Origin of the sequence: Flagellimonas lutimaris (assembly GCF_051494225.1) — a bacterium.
GTDB lineage: Bacteria > Bacteroidota > Bacteroidia > Flavobacteriales > Flavobacteriaceae > Flagellimonas > Flagellimonas lutimaris_A.
In genome coordinates this window covers 64,978-80,409 of the sequence record NZ_JBNPYE010000009.1, presented here as the reverse complement: position 1 = coordinate 80,409, position 15,432 = coordinate 64,978, and the positions used below count along the sequence as shown (strand labels likewise).

Genomic DNA, 15,432 nt, shown 5'->3' with positions numbered 1-15,432 from the left:
TTTGCCATTCTTTAAAAAAATCGAAAAAAAGCCCACATGAAATTATCGAACTTCAATTTTGAATTGCCTAAGGAATTATTGGCAGAATATCCTGCGGAACACAGGGACGAATCCAAACTTATGGTGATTCATAGGGATACTGGAAAAATTGAACATAAAATGTTCAAAGACCTAGTTGATTACTTTGAAGAAGACGATGTAATGGTCTTGAACAATACCAAGGTGTTTCCTGCAAGACTTTTTGGTAACAAGGAAAAAACCGGAGCTAGAATCGAAGTTTTCTTGCTAAGGGAGCTTAATCAGGAACAACGTCTTTGGGATGTATTGGTTGATCCAGCAAGAAAGATCCGTATTGGTAACAAATTATATTTTGGTGAAGATGAGAGCTTGGTGGCCGAGGTTATCGACAACACTACATCAAGAGGAAGAACATTGCGTTTTCTTTATGATGGTTCGTACACCGATTTTAGAAGAAAACTTAGGGAATTGGGAGAAACTCCACTTCCAAAATATATCAAAAGAGAGGTTACCGCAGATGACGAAGAACGTTACCAGACTATTTATGCCAAGCATGAAGGTGCTGTAGCGGCTCCAACAGCAGGGTTGCATTTTTCCAAGCATTTATTGAAGCGTTTGGAAATCAAAGGAATTGATTTTGCCGAAGTGACTTTGCATGTTGGTTTGGGAACCTTTAACCCGGTGGAGGTAGAAGATTTGTCCAAACACAAAATGGACAGCGAAGAGTTGGTAATCGATGAAAAAGCAACAGAAATCGTAAACAACGCCAAAACAAACAAAAGAAAAGTTTGTGCAGTGGGTACTACGGTAATGCGTGGATTGGAGAGTGCGGTATCATCCGAACATACATTAAATACGTTCGAGGGATGGACCAATAAGTTCATTTTTCCTCCATACGAGTTCAGTATTGCGAATTGTATGATTACGAACTTTCACTTACCAAAATCAACTTTGTTGATGATGGTCTCTGCATTTGCAGGTCACGACCTGATCAAAAAAGCATATAAGCAGGCCATTTTGGAAGGCTACCGCTTTTATTCCTACGGGGATGCCATGTTGATTCTGTAAAAACAAAATTTCATAGAAGAGAAATCCCGTTCGCTTTATGGCCAGCGGGATTTTTTCTTGTTTATCTTTAAGTGGTGGAAATCAAAAAAAAGGACATACGGGCATTGACAAAGGAACAGCTTCGACAATTTTTTGTGGAGCAGGGAGACAAGGCATTTCGTGGCAACCAAGTGTATGAATGGTTATGGCAGAAATCTGCCCACGATTTTGATGCCATGACCAATATTTCCAAGGAAACCCGACAAATGATGGAAGACAACTTTGTTATCAATCATATTCGGGTGGACCAGATGCAGCGCAGTTCCGATGGCACCATTAAAAATGCTGTTCGCTTGCATGATGGGTTGATTGTCGAATCTGTATTGATTCCGACAGAAACCCGGACCACCGCCTGTGTGTCCAGTCAAGTAGGCTGTAGTCTGGATTGCAGATTTTGCGCCACCGCTAGGTTAAAGCGTATGCGAAACTTGAATCCTGATGAAATTTATGACCAAGTAGTGGCCATTGACAATGAAAGCCGTTTGTATTTCGACCGACCCTTGAGCAATATTGTTTTTATGGGTATGGGCGAACCTTTGATGAACTACAACAATGTCTTGAAGGCCATCGACAAGATAACATCACCCGAAGGATTGGGCATGTCTCCCAAACGGATTGTGGTCTCTACCTCCGGTGTGCCCAAAATGATTAGAAAAATGGCGGACGAAGAAGTAAAGTTCGGTTTGGCCGTTTCTCTACATTCGGCCATTGATGAGGTGCGTACTTCGATAATGCCCTTTAATTCCACATTCCCATTGAAAGATTTAAGGGAAGCTTTGGAATATTGGTACAGTAAGACAAAAAACAGAATTACTTACGAATATGTAGTTTGGAAAGGAATAAACGATACCCAAGAGGCAGTTGATGCCTTGGTCAAGTTTTGCAAGTTTGCACCTTCCAAAGTCAATATTATCGAGTACAACCCTATTGATGACGGTGAGTTTCAGCAGGCATCGAACAAAGCGGTGGAAATGTACCAAAAAACCCTTGAGCGAAACGGCATCACGGTAACTGTGCGTAGGTCTCGAGGCAAGGATATTGATGCCGCCTGTGGACAGCTAGCGAACAAAAGCTAGACTTTTCAATATCGAATTAGCAGTAAACAATATTACGATAAAACCTTTCCCCCTTTTTTCTTTCATCCATCAAACTTTACCCAATACCCCTGCAAATCATCGATACTTTTAGAACTGTATCTTAAAACTTCGATTTCATTCCAACAACTCTTGCATTTTCCCTACTTTTAGGGATTCAAAACCAAACACCACACCGTTACGTTGAAAATCGTTTCGCAGATAAGGGAACCCATTGAAAATGAGATGCAGCTTTTTGAGGAAAAATTCCTCAAATCCATGTCTTCCAAGGTAGCATTGTTCAATAGAATTACCTTTTACATAGTAAACAGAAAAGGCAAGCAAATGCGGCCCATGTTCGTATTTTTGACCGCCAAATTATTGAATGGTGGGGTTAATGAACGTACTTATACCGGAGCTTCCATCATTGAGTTGATCCATACCGCGAGCTTGGTGCACGATGATGTGGTCGACGATAGTAACAAGCGCCGGGGCTTTTTCTCTATCAATGCTTTATGGAAAAATAAGATTGCAGTTTTAGTGGGTGACTTCCTTTTTTCCAAAGGCCTATTGGTTTCCTTGGAAAATAAGGATTACGACCTTCTTCATATTATTTCCAATGCGGTTAGGGATATGAGCGAAGGGGAATTACTTCAAATAGAAAAAGCACGATTGTTGGATATTACGGAAGATGTATACTACGATATCATCCGTCAGAAAACCGCAACCTTGATAGCCGCTTGTTGCAGTATGGGAGCTTGCTCAGTTCGACCTGATTCGGAGGAAGTGGAAGCTTTTAGAAAGTTTGGTGAACTTTGTGGAATGGCCTTTCAAATAAAAGATGACCTTTTTGACTACGGTGCCGAGAAAATAGGAAAACCTACGGGGATCGATATCAAAGAACAAAAAATGACACTTCCTTTGATTTACGTGTTGAACCATAGCGACAAGGAAAAGAAGAAGTGGTTGATCAATTCCATCAAAAAACACAATAAGAACAGAAAACGGGTAAAAGAGGTCATTGAGTACGTAAAGGAAAAAGGTGGCTTGGATTATGCTGTAATCAAAATGTTGGAGTTCAAGGATGAAGCTTTGGCAATTTTGGACAATTATCCCGATTCTGAATACAAAAGTGCCCTCACGCTTATGGTCAACTACGTGGTGGATCGTAAAAAGTAAAATTCAAAAATCTGAATATTAATTAGATACTGAAAATTTTTGTTTTCAGGCAACTCTTCGTGTTTTTATCCCGTCTATTAAAATAGAAGCACTTATATAAACCAAACTTTTGAAGATCATCGAGCTACATAGCAACGAAAAACAATTGATCAAAAAATCGATTAAAGGAGACCAACAGGCTCAGAAGTTGTTGTACGATAAGTTTTCGCCCAAAATGTTGGGGGTGTGCAGACAATACGTCAAAGACCTTCATTTTGCCGAGGATGTTATGATCCATGGCTTTGTAAAGGTTTTTAATCATCTAAGTTCTTTTCAAAATAAAGGAAGCTTTGAAGGTTGGATCAGAACCATTATGGTTAGGGAAAGTATTTCGTACCTGCGCAAAAGGCAGTTTGTGGTTTACGATGATGATGCTGTTACGGTGAACGAACAGATTTCACCAACAAATGAGGGTCTTTTGGATGTAGAATATGTACAGCACCTAATTGATGAACTGCCCGAAGGGTACAAAGCAGTTTTTTTGCTTAATACCATGGAAGGGTATGGACATAAAGAGATTGCGGAAATGTTGGAAATTTCCGAAGGAACCTCAAAATCTCAATTGTTCAAGGCCAGAAAAATGCTTCAAGAGAATTTAAGTTTAAAAGGAATGTCGCCAAAATCAAGATCGGTGAACAAAAAATAGAGGGTATGGATAAACTGGAAAAACATATCAAGGAGAAGTTGGAGGAGCGAAACATTGCCCCATCAGCAAATGCTTGGGACAAAATCGCATCTCAGGTGAAGCAACCGTTACCAAGAAAAAAGAATACCTGGTTCCCATACGCTATAGCCGCAAGTGTTGCTGGCATTGTATTGGTGTCGGTTTTCTTTTTTACAAAGGATGATCCTAAAGTGGAACAAATACAGGTAGTGGAAACCGAAACTAAAAAGGAAGCTGAAACCCAAACTGAGGATGAAGTTCTGAAGGAGATTGTACCAGAAGAGCAAACCGTGATTACTGAGACAAAATCTAAATCTATTGTGCCAGCAGAAATAAACGAAGAATTAAGTCCAGAACCACCTATTTCCAACACAGCAGTTGCCGAGCAAGAGGTATTGCAGCCATTGCAAGATGAGGTCATTATAAATTCAGATGAGCTTATTGCCCAAAAAGTGGATGAAGTAGTAGCACAGGTAGAACTAATGGAAAATGCACAGGAAGATGTTTCCGATGCCGAAATAGATTCACTTTTACGAGCAGCGCAACGGCAAATTTTAACCGATAAGTTATTCTCCAAAAGTGGTTCCGTGGACGCAATGTCCTTGTTGGCCGAAGTGGAGGATGAGATGGACGAATCGTTCCGGGATCAAATTTTTGATGCCTTGAAAACGGGTTATCTTAAACTTCGTACGGCGGTGGCAGACCGAAATCAATAAAATTATTCATCAATCAAGTCAAACCTTCAAAAACTTCCTGTCCTACACGGGCGGGAAGGAGGGAGGTTTATAATCTAAAAATCAATCATGAAAACAATTACATTTTATTCAGCAGTTTTATTCTTGTTCTTGGTTTCTCAAACTATGTTCGGGCAAGAGGGCTATCAAAAGAAAATCGAGGCGTTGAAAATTGAAAAGCAGCGCATTATTGAGCAAGAGAAAGATGCCTTAAAGTTTGAGGTGCGGGATATCAACAAACGGTTGGAGAAAGGAGATATCTCCGAGAATGAAGCTAAAATCTTAAAAGAAGAAGTTGCGAAACAAAGAGCTTTGAATATTGAAAACCGAGTGGCCATAATCGAGAATAGGATTGCCTTGTTGGAACGCAATAAGGGAGATGTGCTTACATTATCCGAAATAGACACCATTTATGGTGATAGAATGCGAATAGGTCTGCTCATTGATGGCAAACCTGCGATTACCTTTAATTCCAACCATAGGAAAAGAAAGATAAAATATGATAGACGCACCTATTCCGATTTTGTGATGGCAATAGGTTTAAATAATGCTTTGATCGAAGGTCAGTCGCTCTCCGATTCACCTTATAAAATAGGAGGTAGTCGTTTTTTTGAAATGGGTTGGCAATGGCGAACCAGAGTTTTTAATAATTCCAATTGGCTACGTTTTAATTACGGGTTTTCATTTCAATTCAATGGGCTAAAACCAGATGATAATCAAATTTTCGTTCAAAATGGTGACCAAACTGTATTGGAAGAATTTGAATACGATTTGGATAAATCCAAGTTTAGAATGGACAACCTTGTCTTCCCAGTTCACTTTGAAGTGGGTCCATCCCGTTTGCGAAAATCCGAACGTAGCATGCGTTATTCCATAAGAGATCAATTCAGATTAGGTTTTGGCGGGTATGGTGGATTCAATCTGGGTACGCGTCAAAAATTAAAGTACAACCGCGATGGAGAGAATGTTAAGGATAAACTCAAGCGAGACTATAACAGCAGTGATCTAATTTATGGGGTGAGTGGATATATGGGATTTGATGGCGTGCTACTGTATTTAAAATATGACCTAAATCCAATTTTTAAAGATGCGGATGTAAAACAAAACAATATATCACTGGGCCTTCGGTTCGATATTTAATCATTTTTCGAACCTTGAAACATACGGTCAGGGATTTTCCTGACCGTTTTTTATACTGATAAAGCCCGTTTCATTTCGGGGGTGAAATCTTCTTTGTGGTATACTTTTTTGCAATGCGAACATTCCGCATAGCGAATATTGTTGATGGTAAAAAGAGGAATCCAGAACAAATGGGCATAGTTGGGTTGGGCCACTGCGGTCAACGTACCTGTTTGATTGCAGTAAGGGCAGGTAACATGGGTAAGTACTTTGGTTTCCTTTTTACCTGGTCTTGTTCCAAAAAAGAGTATCATTTAAAATTACTATTAATTGTCCTCAAAGTTAGCGCTTTCAGGGGGTGAATAAAAAAAATGATTTTCGTTTTTAAATATTACCTACATTCGCCCACATTTATGATGCATTGAACGCCTATCACGGTTTGGAGGATTGGTTGTCCTGGATGGATGACATCTCCAGTAAGGATTATGTAGTTATTGACCATTTTCTTCGGGACGAACTATATACTGAAATCAAATCTTTTTTTCTGGGAAAATTACCCAATTTTAAAGAAGCGGGTATCGGCGCCCATTCCAATAATCAGATTGATGACAGAATACGGGGCGATTTTACCTATTGGTTGGACAGGCGGCGAGATGCCGAATTGGAAACGTATTGGAACCTTTTGGACGAGACCATGCATATCTTTAACCGATATTGCTATCTCAGTTTATCGGGTTTCGAGTTTCATTTGGCCCACTACCCGTTTGGAGGGCATTACGATAAACATTTAGATCAGTTCGAAAAACGGAACAACCGAATGATTTCCATGATCATTTATTTAAACGATGATTGGCACACGGGCGATGGTGGGGAGCTGGAGATTTTTGAAAAAGATGGGTCAAGTTTTCTTGTAGAACCTTTGGCCGCTCGTTGTGTACTGTTCAAAAGTGCAGAAGTGCCCCATGCCGTGCTGCAAGCGCACAAAAGTAGATTTAGCCTCACTGGTTGGCTGTTGTACCAACCTTCGGCCATGGGTAAGTTTTTTGGCTAGCTTACCCTAAGCATTTGGAATTTGACGTATCAATTCCACATTTTGACCATGCTGGGAACTGTACGACATGACCATGGTGCCTTTGGTGCCATCAGATGCCTCTAGAGCAAAAACAGTAGCTTGATCGCTTGGATTGGTCTCTCCCTCAAAACGATAAGTCCCAATAATTTTTAAATCACTAGGGGCAAATTCTTTTTTGGAATATAGGGCAGTGATGCTACTTTCTCCCGCCTCAAAATCTTCTTTATAACCTTCCGATGTCAATGTGTTAACCGCTTCCGAAAGTGTTGTGAAACTATGTTTGTCCATGTAATTTTAATTTTTGTAAACTTTTGGCGAAGTTCAGCGTTTGAGCTTCAACCTTTTTCCAGTCCGTATATTCGTAATCCGAATTAATATCTATCTCCTCGCCAGGTCTTTCTTTTTTTGCAATGCTGCACATCGCCATCTTTTTAAGATAATCATATTTTGTAAATTTTAAGGCACCCGCCATATAATAAATGTGGTCAGGATTCCAATTTGTCTTGGTTAAAAATAATTTGGTGATCTCCTTAACCTCTTCATGCTCTTCTTCATTAAAGGAAGCTATAGCGAGACTCACGGAGAAAAACCCAGTGAATTTTTCATTCAAGGACACCAAGTTTTCCTTTATATATGTTTTGATGGAGCTTTTGTATTTGTGCAAATGAATAGAGCTTCCAATGAGTATCGCATCAAATTCTTTAGGTGAGGGAGGTGTTTCGGCTGCGTTTGCAATGGTGACCCAATGACCATCTTGTTGAAGAATATGCTCCATGAACCTTGAGATTTTATGGGTTTGACCTTCAGATGTGCCGTAAATAATTAAAACTTTCATGTCGCTTGAGATATTGATTAAACTACCCTAAAGACACTTAATTTTAATTGTATTTTATATGATTTTAGTCAGTTGACCTGATAGTAAATCATAATTTGCCACCAACTACTGGCAGAATTAATTGTGTCCCATCCAAATCAACCGTCAATTCAGTTCCTGGTTTTGGCCAAAGGGTGAATTCTTTATCACTAGAAAAAATCATCAATCCGATTTGTTGTCCTTTTGGAATAATTTGATCATCGGGCATCAATTCAAATTCCATTTCATAAAATTTATTGGGAACCAAAGGTTCGCTTTCTGTTAATGAACTATGATTTTGAGGGTCTGCCCATCCACGGGTAATAATATTATCGGTAATCTTGGAATTTAAGGCTTCCGTCCAAGGTAGGGATACCAACCAAACGGATAAATTTGCCGCTGGCTTACTGCTGGCGAGCTTAATCTTGATTTTTGCCACTCCCGATATATGAACGTCCTCTTTTAAAGGAGCCGTAGTATAAAGAAGTCGGTGTTCTGTGGTCTCAGCTTTTGCTAAACTGGAACCCGAAAAGGAATAATTGTCTACTAAAGTCTCGGTTCCTTGCTTTTTAGGTTTACTCGTCGTCAATTGTCCTTTAGCGGGAGCTCCTGAGCTTAGATAAAGCTGAACATCCTTTGCATTTGGATTGGGATAATCCTCGTAAGGAGTAGGGTTGTCTTTTTTGTCGTTTTCCCGAACTATCCACGCTTTTGGCTCATTTTCCACACCATTTTCCACACCGTATAGGTATCGTGTAAACCATCTGTTCATCATGGATAGGGGAGGTGGCCCACCGTGCCCGTTCTGATGGTAGAAAATCTGTGTTGGCAATCCCATTTCTTTGGCTTTTTTATAGATACGGTAGCTGTGTTCGGGCATCACATTCCAATCATTGAAGCCGTGGGACATCAAAAGAGCTGCTTTCATGGGTTTCATATCGTTCAAATAATCCCTTCCGGCCCAAAAGTCATTATAGTCCCCAGTAATACGGTCTTGTCCGTTTTTCATTTCGGTATCGCGAACAACTTTATTGTTTCTAGCCCTTTTGGATTCATCACCACTATGGATAAAATCGTAGAGCACATCAATATCTTCTCCCAAATAACCGCCTGGTGAACGCACAAGGCCATTGGAGCGGTAATAATGATAATAGGAGGTGTTCGGGGCAATGGGTATTATGGCTTCTAGACCATCAACTCCAGTAGTTGCAGCAGCAAGTGGAATGGTTCCGTTATATGAGGTGCCCGTCATCCCTACTTTACCTGTGGACCAATAGGCCTTTACTTCTTTATCACCGTCGCGCTCTGTGTATCCTTTGGCTCTTCCATTGAGCCAATCTATAACAGCTTTTGGGGCCAAGGATTCGTTGTCGCCACCAACGGTTGGAGCTCCATCGGAAAGTCCTGTACCGGGAGAGGAAGAGTGGACCGCAATATAGCCTCTGGGAACCCATGTCCTTACCTGTGAGTTTGATATTATGGGGCGCTCTCCGACACGAGTAACGCTGGGGTGTTTTCTTGGTTTACCAGATTCACCAAGTTCATGCTGTACATCCCAAAATATACCTTTCCCCAAACCGGCGGTTCCTGCATAGTACGGACTGGATTCATAAATTACTGGAAGTTTCAGGCCTTCTGATTCTGTTTGTTCAGGACGGGTAACATCTACATGCATCCTATCTAATTCACCATCACCATCAGAATCAAATTCCGTTTCCACCCAAAGATCATGGCGTATCCATTGGCTAGGGTCGGAAAAAGACTCAACTACTTGCGCTTCACCATTTTCTATAACAGGGCCGGCCTTTTCGGGCATTTGACCTTTGGCTACTAAAACAAAGAAAATCAGAAATGTAGCTAATGCCCAATAACTTTTTGGTTCTCTCTTTATCATAGAATCATTTTTTGTATTCTTACATTCTTTAAATCAGTGTTCCCAATATACTAAATCTTAAACAGGGATTTGGTTTTTGAATTCACTAAAACTTTGTTTTTATTTACCTTTAACAGCTATTTTAACGCAACATCTTGATTTCAAAAACTACCATAGACCAAGTATATGAAACCGCCCGTTTGGAGGAGGTAATCGGTGATTTTGTTCAGTTGAAGAAATCAGGTTCCAATTTTAAGGGACTTAGTCCATTTACCGATGAGCGTACACCGAGCTTTATGGTGTCTCCCGTGAAACAGATTTGGAAGGATTTTAGTAGTGGAAAAGGAGGGAACGTTGTGGCTTTTTTGATGGAGCATGAACACTTTACCTATCCAGAGGCAATTAAATATCTGGCCAAGAAATACAATATTGAGGTAGAGGAGACCGAGCAGACGGATGAACAAAAAGAAGAGGCCAATGAGCGGGAAAGTATGTATCTGGTCTCTGAGTATGCCCAAAAATATTTTACAGAGACCCTATGGGAGACCGAACCTGGCAAAGCCATTGGGCTGAGCTACTTTAAAGAACGCGGGTTTACCGACGAGACCATTAAAAAGTTTGGTCTAGGGTATAGTTTGGACGAATGGGAGGCTTTTACAAAAGCTGCATTGGACAAAGGATACCAAATGGAGTTTTTGGAAAAAACGGGGCTTACCATTGTTAAGGAGCAGGCTGGTGGCGAAAGCCGAAAATTCGATAGGTTCAAGGGAAGGGTTATGTTCCCCATACATTCTATGAGTGGTCGAGTTCTTGGTTTTGGTGGACGTATATTGACCAATGACAAAAAAGCTGCCAAATATTTAAACTCCCCCGAAAGCGAGATTTACCACAAGAGCAAAGTGCTTTATGGCATCTATTACGCGAAACAGGCCATAGCCAAAGAAGATAATTGCTTTTTGGTGGAAGGCTATACCGATGTCATCCAGATGTACCAGCGAGGGGTGGAGAATGTAGTGTCCTCCAGTGGAACTGCGCTGACCCCAGAGCAGATTCGACTCATTAACAGGCTTACCAAAAATATTACGGTTTTGTTTGATGGTGACGCAGCAGGGTTGCGTGCATCATTACGCGGTATCGACCTTATTTTGGAACAGGGTATGAATGTCAAGATTTGCACCTTTCCCGAAGGTGAAGACCCTGATAGTTTTGCCAAAAACAATACCTACGAGGATATCGTCTCATATCTCCAAGAAAATGCCAAGGACTTTATACAGTTCAAAACATCTTTGTTGGCCAAAGAGGCGGCCAACGATCCCATAAAACGTGCTGATACGGTAAGAGATATTGTGAATAGCATCAGTAAGATACCAGATCGTATTCAGCAGGAAATCTATGTTCAGGAATGTGCAAAGATTATGCAAATTTCCGAAGAGGTGCTTTACAATACCTTGGCTCAGATTGATAAAAAATATCAAACAGATATTGCTAAAAAGGTAAAGCAAGAACAAAAGGCCTTCGAAGTAGTCAAGAATGATGCTGTGGTTGAGAAGGTTGATGTTCAATATGAGCTGGAACGCAAGATTATTGAGGTGCTCTTACTTTACGGCAATCAAAAGCAAGAGTTTGAAGATTTAGTGCTTAAAGAAAATGAAGATGGAGAACTGGTGCTCGAACCCGAAATTGTAGAGGCTAAAGTTTATGAAAAAGTATACTTAGATCTTCAAGATGATGAAATTGAGCTTACCAACGAGCAGTTTAAGACCATTTATTATAAATTGATTGAAAGGCTTAACGAGGATGCTGACTTCTCCGTGAGTACATTTTTATCCGAATTGGACCAAGAAATTGTTTCCGAGGTGTCTTCCATTTTAATGGAAGAAGAACAATACGTTTTGCACGATTGGGAACGCCGAGATATCTATCCAAAGGAGAAAAAAACAGGAGTGGCCCAATTGGTTGGGGAGACCATACTCACTTTGCGTTGCAATTTGATTAAAAACAGAATTGATAAACTCCAACAAAGGACTCAGGACAGTCAGGACAATACGGAGGTTTTGGAGGAGATCGTGAATTACCTTCAGCTTAATAAATTGTTGAATGCTAAATTGAATCGGGTACTTTCCTGAAAAATATAAAACCCCTTTCAATTTTAATTGAAAGGGGTTTCCACAATAGTTGGTTTGGTTGGGTATTTCTAATATAGTTCCAGGGCTTTTGCTTGTTGCAGTAAGTCCACCAAATTATCCACGTTCAACTTCTTCATTAAACGGGCTTTGTATGTACTTACTGTTTTTTCGTTTAGGTTTAATCCTTCTGCAACCTCTTTGTTTCTTTTTCCACTGGCCAAAAGTTTGAGTACTTCGACCTCTCTGGAAGAAAGTTTTCTAAAGAACCTTCTAGGTTTTTGGGTGCTTTCATCAAAGGCAAGGCGTTGGGCAAGTTCGTTTGTTATGAACATATTGCCTTCGCTTACTTTTTTTACCGCAGAAATAATATATTCTAAGTCGGCAGTTTTGGATAGGTAGCCAAAAGCGCCGGCACGAATTGTGCTCAAGGCATAAACATCTTCGGACTGACCACTGTACATTAAGGTCTTAATGTCGGGAAATTCCAACTTCATTTTTCTTAGGGTAGCTATTCCATTAATTTCAGGAATATCCATCTCTAATATTACTACATCGGGGGTTACGGTTTTCAATGTATTAAAAAGCTCTTTGGTAGTTGAAACATCTGCTATGACTTCAATGTCTGAGCTCGATTCAAGTACCTGTCTAATGCCAAGCCTAACAATAGGATGGTTGTCAGCTATCAATACTTTTATCATTGGATTAGGTTTAATTTAATAATTGGTTAGTGGCTAATTACCTACAATACATAGCGGGCAAGATAACAATTTAATAATGTAAAACTGTAACTTTTTTCTTAAAACCATAGTTTTTCTATGGTTTTTTTCGTCTTAAGCTGGGTTTTTCGGGATAAACAGTTATTTTAGGTTGTCAGGAATCACACAAATAGGAATAGGAATCATCTTATGTTTGTTGGCACTATTGTATCTTTTAAAGATTGAAAATATTTCTTTTTGCCTGCCGGAAAAGTCATCTGCGGTTTTTCCATTATCATCCATTTCCATGGCCCATTCCAATTCAGGGTAAGAGGCTCCGATTTGATCCTCGTCCGTTCGGCTATCGCCCCAAAGCCCATCAGTTGGCGCCGCTTCCATAATATCTTGATTTACACCAAGGACCTTTCCTAGCTCATAAACTTCTGTTTTTAAAAGGTCGGCAATAGGGCTAAGGTCAACACCCCCATCACCATATTTGGTATAGAAACCAATGCCAAAATCTTCTACCTTGTTTCCTGTGCCAGCTACTAGATAGCCCTTTAAAGCGGCAAAATAGTAAAGGGTGGTCATTCGAAGTCTGGCCCGTGTATTTGCTAAGGACATAAAACGTTCTTCTTCCTTGTCCACTTTTGGGAACGCATCGACCAAGCTATCAAACACCGGAGTTAAGTTTACAGGCTGTCTGGAAACATTTGGAAAGTTTTCAATCAACCAATCAATATGTTTATCAGCGCGCGTAACTTGGTTTTCACCTTGGTGAATAGGCATCTCCAAACACAAAAGGTCTAAACCAGTTTTGGCACAGAGTGTGGACGTCACTGCAGAATCAATTCCGCCAGAGACCCCAATTACAAAACCTTTGCATTTTGCATTTTCGGCATACTCTTTTAACCAATCAACAATATGGGTGATAACCTTTTCTGTTTGCATATCTTACTATTTAGATTCTATAAATTACCTTTGTGCCCTGTAAATTTAAACCCTGTGTCCTTAAAAATGAAGCGGTTGTTCAAATACTTTAGTGTTCCGGTATTTAGAAGTTTTCTTTTAATAATGGTTTTGCTTCTTTCATCCTGTGGGGAAACTGATAAAACAGAGGAGGAAATCGATAAAATTACCATTGATTTAAGGATTTCAAGGTTTGATCAGGAATTTGCCAATGCAACTCCTAGTGATATCCCTAAATTGAAGACCAAGTACCCATATTTGTTCCCTGAGCAGTTTCCGGATAGTGTTTGGGTGGCCAAATTGACAGATACCCTCCAAGTTGAACTTTCCGATGAGGTTACCAAAGTTTTTGGTGATTTTGATCAAGAATCCGCGGAGTTGGAATCTCTTTTTAAACACATTCAATATTATTTTCCAGAAACCGAAACACCCCATGTGGTAACACTTACTTCAGATGTGAGATATGATAATCGCATTATTTTGGCAGATTCACTTTTGTTGATTGGGCTAGACAATTATTTAGGGGAAGACCATCATTTTTATGAGGGTTTGCAACGATACATTGCTGCATCTTTGGATGAAAAGTTTTTAACATCGGATGTAGCAAGTGCCTTTGCCAAAAAAGTGCTTTCATATCCTCGTAACCGAACCCTTCTTTCTCGAATGGTTTATTATGGTAAGGAACTTTACTTAAAAGATAAATTGATTCCCTCGGCTACCGATGCCCAAAAGATCGGGTATTCCGAAGAGGAAATGGAATGGGCCAAGGCCAATGAGGAACAAATGTGGAAATATTTTGTGGAACGTGAATTGCTTTATAGTACGGATGCTGGATTGGATAGAAAGTTCTTGGACCCAGCACCTTTTTCCAAATTCGGATTGGAACTGGACAACGAATCACCTCCACGTTTGGGAAGGTATATGGGTTGGCAAATTGTAAGGGCCTTTATGGAGAAAACCAACATAGATTTAAAACAGATGTTGGGGATGCCAGCGGATGAAATTTTAAAACAATCAAATTACAAACCAAAAAGATAAATGGCAGTAGAACACACTTCGGAGATAACATTGACGGTTGGATTGGATGAAAATAGAGTGCCTGAGGAATTGAAATGGTCGGCACAAGATGGTGGAATTAATGAGGAAGAGGCCAAGGCGATGATGCTGTCTGTATGGGACAGTAAAAATCAGGAGTCATTAAAAATAGATCTTTGGACCAAGGATATGCCCGTGGACGAGATGAAAGTATTTTTTCATCAAACTTTGGTGACCATGGCCGACACCTTTTTCAAGGCTACACAGGACGAAAAAATGACTGCCACCATGAAGGACTTTTGTGATTATTTCGCAGAAAAACTAGAGCTGAAAAAATAGCCTTAATCCAAAGGTTCGTCTGTACGGTCAAATTTTGCCTTTTCTTCTCCACGAAGATTTAAGGTGGTCTCAATTTTTTGTTTGGCGGGGCGCTGCAGGAACAAAAAGAAAATCAAAAGTAAGCCGACAATCAAATAGGTGAGATTTTGGGTGTTCCCAAAAATCACAATGCTAAATAGGGCTGCTCCTTCCAGTAACGCAAATTTAATAATTGAGGCCGTTTGGTATTTCATTAGCTTTTCCCTTAGCGTCATGTTATTTGGTAAGGCCTTGATTATTTTTTTGAAGACAAAATCACCCAGAAAAATACTACTTATGGCTACAACGGGAACAATGGCCAAGAACATATCGTTGGAGTTAGTGAAACTTAGTTCGGTATTGGTGGTTCTAAAGTAAAAAAGAGTGCCTAAGACTATTGGGGTAGCTGCAATTCCTAGATGTAAAAAGGAAATAACCTTGATAAATCCCCCAGGGGTAAATTTGTTTGATGTGTCTTTTGCCATAGAAAGATGAATTTTAAGTTTCTAAAATACCTAA

Annotated in this window: 17 protein-coding genes; 10 read left to right on the top strand and 7 right to left on the bottom strand. The window is 40.0% G+C overall.

Annotated features, from left to right (window positions below):
• Window positions 1-36 precede the first annotated feature (36 nt).
• From queA to ACQQ5U_RS15615, 6 genes are all read left to right on the top strand, one after another.
• Complete coding sequence (queA, locus tag ACQQ5U_RS15640; protein WP_437398931.1) at window positions 37-1,086, top strand: tRNA preQ1(34) S-adenosylmethionine ribosyltransferase-isomerase QueA; 1,050 nt, start codon at window positions 37-39, stop codon at window positions 1,084-1,086.
• A 74-nt stretch (window positions 1,087-1,160) separates the two neighbouring features.
• The gene (rlmN, locus tag ACQQ5U_RS15635) at window positions 1,161-2,201 is read left to right on the top strand and encodes a 23S rRNA (adenine(2503)-C(2))-methyltransferase RlmN (RefSeq protein WP_437398929.1); all 1,041 of its coding nucleotides are present in this window, start codon (window positions 1,161-1,163) and stop codon (window positions 2,199-2,201) included.
• 201 nt (window positions 2,202-2,402) lie between these two features.
• Complete coding sequence (locus tag ACQQ5U_RS15630) at window positions 2,403-3,377, top strand: polyprenyl synthetase family protein (RefSeq protein ID WP_437398928.1); 975 nt, start codon at window positions 2,403-2,405, stop codon at window positions 3,375-3,377.
• A 109-nt stretch (window positions 3,378-3,486) separates the two neighbouring features.
• Entirely contained in the window at window positions 3,487-4,062 is a 576-nt protein-coding gene (locus ACQQ5U_RS15625) for an RNA polymerase sigma factor (RefSeq protein WP_437398926.1), read from the top strand.
• A gap of 5 nt (window positions 4,063-4,067) precedes the next feature.
• On the top strand, window positions 4,068-4,796 hold the full coding sequence (locus ACQQ5U_RS15620) for a hypothetical protein (protein ID WP_437398924.1): 729 nt from the start codon (window positions 4,068-4,070) through the stop codon (window positions 4,794-4,796).
• An 87-nt stretch (window positions 4,797-4,883) separates the two neighbouring features.
• A complete protein-coding gene (locus ACQQ5U_RS15615; RefSeq protein ID WP_437398923.1) occupies window positions 4,884-5,954 on the top strand; it encodes a coiled-coil domain-containing protein in 1,071 nt (356 codons plus the stop codon).
• 50 nt (window positions 5,955-6,004) lie between these two features.
• Here ACQQ5U_RS15615 and ACQQ5U_RS15610 read toward each other — a convergent pair whose 3' ends face one another.
• Window positions 6,005-6,247, bottom strand: coding sequence for a zinc-ribbon domain-containing protein (locus ACQQ5U_RS15610; RefSeq protein WP_437398921.1), 243 nt, complete (start codon window positions 6,245-6,247; stop codon window positions 6,005-6,007).
• A gap of 107 nt (window positions 6,248-6,354) precedes the next feature.
• On the opposite strand from ACQQ5U_RS15610, the gene ACQQ5U_RS15605 reads away from it, so the two are divergent.
• A complete protein-coding gene (locus tag ACQQ5U_RS15605; protein ID WP_437398919.1) occupies window positions 6,355-6,984 on the top strand; it encodes a 2OG-Fe(II) oxygenase in 630 nt (209 codons plus the stop codon).
• 6 nt (window positions 6,985-6,990) lie between these two features.
• On the opposite strand, the gene ACQQ5U_RS15600 is transcribed toward ACQQ5U_RS15605, so the two are convergent.
• The 3 genes from ACQQ5U_RS15600 to ACQQ5U_RS15590 form a co-directional block, all read right to left on the bottom strand.
• Entirely contained in the window at window positions 6,991-7,293 is a 303-nt protein-coding gene (locus ACQQ5U_RS15600; RefSeq protein ID WP_437398917.1) for a phosphoribosylpyrophosphate synthetase, read from the bottom strand.
• Window positions 7,280-7,840, bottom strand: a complete 561-nt coding sequence (locus ACQQ5U_RS15595; protein WP_437398915.1) for a flavodoxin domain-containing protein — start codon at window positions 7,838-7,840, stop codon at window positions 7,280-7,282. Before ACQQ5U_RS15595 ends, ACQQ5U_RS15600 begins: the two co-directional genes overlap by 14 nt.
• A gap of 88 nt (window positions 7,841-7,928) precedes the next feature.
• A complete protein-coding gene (locus tag ACQQ5U_RS15590; protein WP_437398913.1) occupies window positions 7,929-9,752 on the bottom strand; it encodes a Xaa-Pro dipeptidyl-peptidase in 1,824 nt (607 codons plus the stop codon).
• A gap of 134 nt (window positions 9,753-9,886) precedes the next feature.
• Between ACQQ5U_RS15590 and dnaG the strand changes: the two genes are divergently transcribed.
• On the top strand, window positions 9,887-11,857 hold the full coding sequence (dnaG, locus tag ACQQ5U_RS15585; RefSeq protein WP_437398911.1) for a DNA primase: 1,971 nt from the start codon (window positions 9,887-9,889) through the stop codon (window positions 11,855-11,857).
• A 68-nt stretch (window positions 11,858-11,925) separates the two neighbouring features.
• Here dnaG and ACQQ5U_RS15580 read toward each other — a convergent pair whose 3' ends face one another.
• The gene (locus ACQQ5U_RS15580) at window positions 11,926-12,555 is read right to left on the bottom strand and encodes a response regulator (protein WP_437398910.1); all 630 of its coding nucleotides are present in this window, start codon (window positions 12,553-12,555) and stop codon (window positions 11,926-11,928) included.
• A 159-nt stretch (window positions 12,556-12,714) separates the two neighbouring features.
• Entirely contained in the window at window positions 12,715-13,503 is a 789-nt protein-coding gene (gene nadE / locus ACQQ5U_RS15575) for an NAD(+) synthase (RefSeq protein ID WP_437398908.1), read from the bottom strand.
• Window positions 13,504-13,569: 66 nt separating this feature from the next.
• Between nadE and gldB the strand changes: the two genes are divergently transcribed.
• Window positions 13,570-14,559 (top strand): gliding motility lipoprotein GldB, encoded by a 990-nt coding sequence (gene gldB, locus ACQQ5U_RS15570; protein ID WP_437398906.1) that lies wholly within the window; start codon window positions 13,570-13,572, stop codon window positions 14,557-14,559.
• A complete protein-coding gene (gldC, locus tag ACQQ5U_RS15565) occupies window positions 14,560-14,895 on the top strand; it encodes a gliding motility protein GldC (protein WP_014033322.1) in 336 nt (111 codons plus the stop codon).
• 2 nt (window positions 14,896-14,897) lie between these two features.
• Here gldC and ACQQ5U_RS15560 read toward each other — a convergent pair whose 3' ends face one another.
• Window positions 14,898-15,398 carry a hypothetical protein gene (locus ACQQ5U_RS15560; protein ID WP_437398904.1) on the bottom strand — a complete coding sequence of 167 codons (501 nt, stop codon included), beginning with the start codon at window positions 15,396-15,398 and terminating at the stop codon, window positions 14,898-14,900.
• Window positions 15,399-15,432 lie beyond the last annotated feature (34 nt).